Source organism: Synechococcus sp. EJ6-Ellesmere (assembly GCF_024345875.1).
Classification (GTDB): Bacteria; Cyanobacteriota; Cyanobacteriia; order PCC-6307; family Cyanobiaceae; genus Regnicoccus_A; species Regnicoccus_A antarcticus.
Window position 1 is genome coordinate 1 of sequence record NZ_JAGQBY010000168.1, and the last position, 6,719, is coordinate 6,719.

The 6,719-nt window shown below is 66.7% G+C and carries 5 protein-coding genes; 2 read left to right on the forward strand and 3 right to left on the reverse strand.

What is annotated here, in order from left to right; translation table 11 throughout:
- Positions 1-997, forward strand: a 997-nt coding sequence (locus tag KBY78_RS14970; RefSeq protein ID WP_255144306.1) for a glycosyltransferase, incomplete at its 5' end; no start/stop codon positions are given.
- Here the strand turns inward: KBY78_RS14970 and KBY78_RS14975 are convergent.
- Positions 987-2,108, reverse strand: coding sequence for a histidinol-phosphate transaminase (locus tag KBY78_RS14975; protein ID WP_255144311.1), 1,122 nt, complete (start codon positions 2,106-2,108; stop codon positions 987-989). The two genes, KBY78_RS14970 and KBY78_RS14975, sit on opposite strands and share 11 nt — an antisense overlap.
- A gap of 337 nt (positions 2,109-2,445) precedes the next feature.
- Between KBY78_RS14975 and KBY78_RS14980 the strand changes: the two genes are divergently transcribed.
- On the forward strand, positions 2,446-3,267 hold the full coding sequence (locus tag KBY78_RS14980; RefSeq protein WP_255144307.1) for a pentapeptide repeat-containing protein: 822 nt from the start codon (positions 2,446-2,448) through the stop codon (positions 3,265-3,267).
- Positions 3,268-3,275: 8 nt separating this feature from the next.
- On the opposite strand, the gene KBY78_RS14985 is transcribed toward KBY78_RS14980, so the two are convergent.
- Both KBY78_RS14985 and KBY78_RS14990 read right to left on the reverse strand, forming a co-directional pair.
- On the reverse strand, positions 3,276-5,708 hold the full coding sequence (locus tag KBY78_RS14985; RefSeq protein WP_255144308.1) for a type II secretion system protein GspD: 2,433 nt from the start codon (positions 5,706-5,708) through the stop codon (positions 3,276-3,278).
- 70 nt (positions 5,709-5,778) lie between these two features.
- The gene (locus KBY78_RS14990) at positions 5,779-6,546 is read right to left on the reverse strand and encodes a hypothetical protein (protein ID WP_255144309.1); all 768 of its coding nucleotides are present in this window, start codon (positions 6,544-6,546) and stop codon (positions 5,779-5,781) included.
- Positions 6,547-6,719: the final 173 nt, after the last annotated feature.

Here is a 6,719-nt window from a genome sequence, read left to right on the forward strand (position 1 = left end):
CTGGCAGGTGCAGTGGCTGGGGGTGCCCAACCGCCTCGAGCGCGAGCTCGTGCCCAGCCGCTACCCCCTGCACACGCCCCGGGCGGGGGCACTGCAGGGCAAGGGGCTGCGCAAGCTCTGGCAACTGCTGCGCCTGATCGGATCCAGCGTGGCGGTGAGGCGGCTGATCCGTCGGGAGGGCATCGGCCTGGTGTTCAGCACCGGTGGGTATATCGCCGCCCCCGCGATCCTGGCGGCCCGCTGGTGCGGCGTGCCGGTGGTGCTGCATGAATCCAACGCCATCCCAGGCCGGGTCACCCGCCTGCTCGGTCGCCACTGCAGCCGGGTGGCCGTGGGGCTGCGGGAAGCGGCGGAGCGTCTGCCCCACTGCCGGCCCCTCGTCACCGGCACGCCGGTGCGGGCTGAGTTCCTGCAGCCCACCCCCCTGCCCAGCTGGGTGCCAGCGGGCGATGGCCCGCTGGTGCTGGTGATGGGCGGCAGCCAGGGGGCCCTCGGCCTCAACCGCATGGTGCGTCCCCTGGCAGCGAAGCTGGTGGCCGCCGGCTGCCGCGTGGTGCACCTCACCGGCAGCAATGATCCCGACGCCGGCCTCCGGCAGATCCCCGGTTACATCGAGCGGCCCTTCAGCGACGAGCTGCCGGGCCTGCTGCAGAACGCCCAGCTGGCCATCAGCCGGGCGGGGGCCGGCAGCCTCAGCGAGCTGGCGGTCTGCGGCACGCCCACGATCCTGGTGCCGTTCCCCCAGGCCGCCGACCACCACCAGGACGCCAACGCCGCGGCCGCCGCCGCCGCTGGCGCCGCCGTGATCGTGTGGCAGCACGCCCCGGAGCACCATGCCCTGGAGCAGGCGGTGTGGCGGCTGCTGGGTCCGCGGCTGCGCGGCGCCAGCGGCTCCCTCGACCCCCTGGAGAGTCTGCGGGCGGGCATGGAGCGCCTGGCCGTGCTCGACGCCGATCAACGGCTGGCGGAGCTGCTGATCGAGCTGGCTAGCGGCTGATCTCCTGCCGCAGGGCCCGCAGCAGACGGCGGTTGTTGCGCCGGTCCTGCAGGGCGATCCGCAGCCAGCACTCCCCGAGGCCGTCAAAGGAGCGGCAGTCGCGCAGCAGCACCCGCTGCTGGCGCTCCAGCCGCTCACGCAGCTCCACCAGGGGGCTCTCAGAGCGCAGCAGCAGGAAGTTGGCAGCCGATGGCAGCGGCGTGAGGCCAGGGAGCTGCTGAAGGCGCTTCTCCAGCCATGGCCCCTCCGCCGCCACCCAGCGCTGCACCCGCTCCTGCCAGAGCCGATCACCCACTACCGCCTCACCCACCGCGGCCGCCAGACCATTCACCGGCCAGGGGTCGCGCCAGGCGGCCCAGCGCCGCAGCCGGGCAGGATCCGCCACGGCATAGCCCAGGCGCAGGCCCGCGATCGCCAGCAACTTGGTGAGACTGCGGATCACCACCAGGCCGGGGTGACTGGCCACCAGCGGCAGCAGGGACTGGCTCTCCCCGCCGGGCACCAGCGGAAGGAAGGCCTCATCGACGATCACCAGTACGAAGCGCTCCAGCAGGGGCTCAAGGGAGGCTCGGCTCCAGAGCTGGCCGGTGGGGTTGTGGGGATTGGTGACCCACAGCGCCTGGGATGAACCAGCTGGAGCTGATGGCAGGGGCTGGGGCCAGACCACGATTCCCGGCTGCGGCAACGCCAGCGGCCAGGGGCTCCAGGCACCGCCCCAGCAGGCCAGGGCCCGGGGATAGTCGGCGAAACCGGGGCTGGGCAGCAGGCTGGTGCCCGCAGCGGCCGCGTCGCGGGCCAGCCAGGTGAACAGCTCGGCGGCCCCGTTGCCGGGCAGCACGGCGGCCGGATCGATCTGGTGGTGGGCGGCGATGGCCCGACGCAGCCGCAGCTGCTCGCGATCGGGGTAATCCCTCAGGGGCGAGGGCTTCCCGGCCGGCGTGCGCAGCACGGCCTGCAGCACCCGCCGCACGGAGGCGGAAGGCCCGAAGGGCACCAGGGAGGCGCTGGCATCGAGCAGATCAGTGGGTCGGCAGCCCAGCCGCCGGGCCACGGCCTCCAGGTTGCCGCCATGGCGCTCGAGCGCCGCTGGCTCCGGCGGCCCACCGTCCATGCCAGCTCCAGCGGGTTCCCCAGCGTGAATGCCCATGGCCCCCAGCCTGGACGAGTCAGGATCCCCCCACAAGGCTGCGGCTGGCTGGAACCGATCCCGCTGGTGGGCCGATGAGCGGAATCAGTCTCAGGGACTGGGTCAACGGACTCAGACTCAAGATCTGCTCAAGCGGCCCGCCCCGGCTCAGCCAGCTGTTACCGCAATGGTGGATCTGATGCTCTTGCCGGCGGGCTGTGGATGGATGAAAGTTGGCCGTCGCCTGTGCCTCGAGCTCCGCGACCCGAAGGCCGACGCTGCGGCCACCCGCTGAATCCAACTTCCTTCACCCCCCTCCGGCATGGCGCCACCGCTGCGATCGCATGGCCCTCTGCTGAGGGGAGCCCTGCTCCTGGCCACCGGCGCCCAGCTCCTTGGTGGAGCGGTGCGGGCGGCCGAGGCCGACGACGTGATGCGCCTGCTCGACAAGCGGGTCTGCTCCAACTGCCGGCTGCAGGACGCAGATCTGGTCATGGCCGACCTGCGCGACGCCGACCTGAGCAAGGCCCAGCTCCAGCGGGCCAACCTCAGCCGCGCCCAGCTCGATGGTGCCAATCTCCAGGGTGCCGACCTCACCTTCACCTCGTTGCTGGGGGCCTCCCTGCGCGGCGCCGACCTGCGCGGCGCCCAGCTGGAGGGCACGGATCTGCGCGAAGCCGATCTCAGCGGAGCCCTGCTCGACGTGAACGCCCTGGCCCGGAGCCACTGGAAGCAAGCGGTGGGAGTGAATCCGAGCGCTAGAAGCTACGACGATCTGCATAATGCCGGTGTGGAGGCTGCGCTCCAAGGACGAGCCAGCGAGGCCGAGGCCTACTTCAATCAAGCGATCCAGAAACAACCCGATGCTCCACTGAGCTGGCTGGCCCGTGGCATTAGCCGGGCGGAGCAAGACAAGCGCGACCTGGCAGCCGCCGACTTCACCTACGCCGCCAGCCTGTACGAGCAACAGGGCAAAAAGCCAGTGGCTCAGCAACTGCGCAAAGGCGCGGAAGACCTGAAAAAGAATCCGGACGGCAAGGACGCAGGCAATGGCTGGGGAGGCCAGTTCCTGCAGGGCGCAGCAGCGATCTTCCAGCAGTTGGCTCCGCTGGCGATTAAATACTTCGCCCCCCTAGCCTTCTGAGATGAGCGTCAGGGGCTGTAGATCAGGCGGCGAGCATCCCGGCCGGAGGGATTGTAGCCATAGCCGTAGGTGCCACCCTGCTCATCGTCGATGATCCTTGGCGTCACCAGGATCACGAGTTCGCTTTTATTTCGAGAGCCGGTTGTCTTTCGGAAGAACTGTCCCAGGAGTGGCAGATCACCGAGGATCGGCCACTTGGACACCACCTCGAAATCCTCATCAGAAATGACCCCGGTGAGGATTAGGGTCTGGCCGTCGCGCACACGCACGCTGCCGGTGTCCAAGCGGCGGAGGCGAAGGATGTCGATATCACCACAGCCTGGCACTTGCTGACGATTCACCACTCCGGAGATGGCCGGGGACAGGGTGAACGTCACAAACCCATTGTCGTCGATCTTGGATACACGGGCGCCGAAGGTGAGGCCGGCGGTGCTGAAGGTGGGCTCACAGGTGGTGCCAACATTGGCGGTGCTGGTGACGTCATAAGCAGTCACCACCTGGCGGCCTACCGTCACAAAGGATTCATTGGACCTGGTACGGCCGATGGTAGCCGCGCTCAGGCCTGACGTATCGCCGGCCTGGCCAGAAAGACCCCCGGCACCGATATCCGCCCCTCCTGCAATGGTCTCTGGGTTTTCACTGAGGATCAAGGTGGGGCTGGCCAGCACTTTGGCATTCTCCGAGACAATCTGAGCCTGAAGGAAGTCGAAGAACTGGTTATCGGGGTAATTCAGGCCAGGGTTGCGGCGGAAACCATCCACCAGGGAACTTCCCGTTGAGGTCGCCCCATTGAGTGCCGCTGCTCCAGTGGCCACAAGACCTGGCAGGTTGTCGCCTGTCGTTGTGATGGTGCCAGGGGTTGTGCCTGTTCCGGGGGTCAGCTCGACATCCAGGTTATTGGGGACACCCCGCCGGAAGTCATTGGCCGTTGGCGGCAGATTGCGCCCGAAAGCCGCCAACAAACGGCCTCCATCATTCACAATAAAGTTATTACCAAAGCGAAAGGCAAAGCTGTTATCTATATCGCTGGCATTCGTGAGATTCACGTCCAGTATCTTCACGGACAACGCCACTTGGCGCTGGCGCAGATCCAGTTGCTTGAGATATTGCTCGCCGATCGCCACCAGCGACGGCTCCCCAACGATCGTGATCGTACTTAAGCGATCGTCAATTGTCCCAGACAAGCCAACCAATGGCCCGATACCACTTCCAAAGCTCTGAATAGTAGTAGTCTCTGACTGGGAGGTGGAAGTAGAGCTTGCGGTAGAGCCTCCTCCTGTAACGCCCGCGCCAACGCTGGTCGCCTGTCCCGAACTTTGAACATTCCTGCTTGTATTCGGAACGTTAATAATTGCGCCGAGGCTTGCCAAATACTCAGCAGCCCCTTTCGCACCGACTTGATTAAGCCTGTATACCTTAGACATCTGAGGCCCCAATGTGCTTCCCAGGACGCTCGGACCAACGAGGATTGTGCTCCCCTCTTTTCTGGCTTGGAGCCCAGAAGAAAGCAATACGAAGTTAAACGCCCGCTCATAGGGTTCATTAAGGAATGCCACAGAGACTGGACACGGGACAAATGGCTTATCCTGGACTCCTTGACCTTGGCTTCCTTGCCCAGAAGAATTAGTCTGAATACTTGTCAGCAGCGGGTTGCGGGGCGTTACGCCACATCGCTGGGGCGAGCCAATTGAGCCCTGATTCGTCCCACCAAAGCTGCCTAAGGCCTGGGTGTCCTGATAGGCGTACCCATAGCCCCCCATCTGGGCCAGCACCATCAACACATCGCGCGGGTTGGCACTGCGGGTGGTCAGCGTCACAGGCGGACCGTAAAGGCTGAGATAACCGCGGTTGCGGATCGTCATCGTGCCCACCGCGATGTCGCCGGAAGGGGGTGCCACGGCACGGGGCCGCAGGGGAGGCACAAAGGACGAGGTGGGCACCCGAGTGGGGGCCCGCAGGTCCACCCGGGCCGTCTGACTCACGGGCAGCTGGGGGGCGATGAAGCGCACGGTCAGGTCGCGGCCGTCGCTGCTCACCACCGGCGTGCCCAGGTTGCGCCCCTGCATCGGCGTCACCTTCAGCTGGAATTCCGTGCCGGTGCCGTCGAAGGTGATCGAATCCACGCCGGCATCGGTCATCGAGAGCGACTGGGGGCCGGCCTTGAGCCCACGGACCTGCGGGGTACGCAGCTCACCCAGCCACACCTGACCGTGCATCTGCTGACGCAGGTCGCTGCCGGTGCCGACGTCCTGGATCAGCAGCTCCAGGGCATCGGGCAGACGGCGAAGTTTCAGTTGCAGGCCGTCGGAGCGAATGGCCGCCTGGGCCAGGACTGGAGCGGGGGTCACCGCCAGGGGCAAGGTCGCCAGCAGGGTACTGCTGGCGACCAGCCACAACCCAGCACGGAATCCAAGACCAGCTGAGCCCATCAACGCATCCATCAAGTCGGAATGTTACGAGGAGTGTTCTTTAAGCACCAGATGACCAAATGCAACTGTGGCCCCTGACTCCTCATTGGGGTGGAGCCGGGGGCACCGGGGCAGCGGGACTGGCGGCTGGTGACGTGGCCGCAGGAGGTGGGGCGGCGGCGGACTTGGCCGGTTTGCCGGAGGGCTTGACGGCTGGGCCTGCGCCGTAGATCGCCAGGTTCAGCTTCAGCACCACCTGGGGAATGCGCTGCGCCTGAGCTGCCGACCTGTTAGCGACAGGCTGAGCCTGGGCGCGGATGGCCTCCAGGTCGAGGTTGAGATCGCTCTGGGCCACCAGCAGACTGAGGCGCTCCAGGCGGCGCAGGAACACCAGCAAGTTCGGGTAGCGCCCGCGGGCGCTCAGCAGCAAGGTGGTCTTGCGCAGGCCATCGGCCTCGAGAGGGTCCGGTGGAGGTCCCGCTTCCTTCTCCTTGCCCCCAGAGGCCGGGGCGGCCGCGGCAGTGGGCGCCGCAGTGGGCACCACAGGCTCGAACACATCGAGCTGCACGCCGGTGGCCGTGGCCTCGCGGTTCAGCTGGGCCAGGAAGGTACTGATCTGACCACTCCCTGCGATCAGCTTGAGCAGGCTGGAGCGCTGACCCTCCACGGTTTTGACCTGATCGAGCTGGCGCACCCGCTGGGCCCGCAGCAGAGGCAACCGTTCGTTCATGCCCCGCAGCTCATCGAGCTGGAGTTGATCCCGGCGCAGCTGACTCCAGGGCTGAAACACCCCCACCACGCCAACCAGGCCGGCCAGCACCACACCAGCCGCCAAGGGCAGACCGATCAACAGAGCGTTGCGCAGGAGCATGGACCGGGGCGGCGCGCCCTGCTGAAGGTTGGTCATCGCAGCAGGCCCTCCCTCTGCAACAGCTCCAGACGGCGGGCCATGCCACCGGCAGCCAGCTCCTGCAACTGCTTCAGCTGGGCCGTGCTGGCCGGCGGGGGCCGGAAGGCGGCACTGAGCTCAAACTCCACCAGACC

What these genes read in the sequence shown, in the direction of transcription:
- KBY78_RS14975 (WP_255144311.1), bottom strand. Translation starts at nt 2,108, where the DNA reads ATGGACGGTGGGCCGCCGGAGCCAGCGGCGCTCGAGCGCCATGGCGGC.
- KBY78_RS14980 (WP_255144307.1), top strand. Translation starts at nt 2,446, where the DNA reads ATGGCGCCACCGCTGCGATCGCATGGCCCTCTGCTGAGGGGAGCCCTG.
- KBY78_RS14985 (WP_255144308.1), bottom strand. Translation starts at nt 5,708, where the DNA reads ATGGATGCGTTGATGGGCTCAGCTGGTCTTGGATTCCGTGCTGGGTTG.
- KBY78_RS14990 (WP_255144309.1), bottom strand. Translation starts at nt 6,546, where the DNA reads ATGCTCCTGCGCAACGCTCTGTTGATCGGTCTGCCCTTGGCGGCTGGT.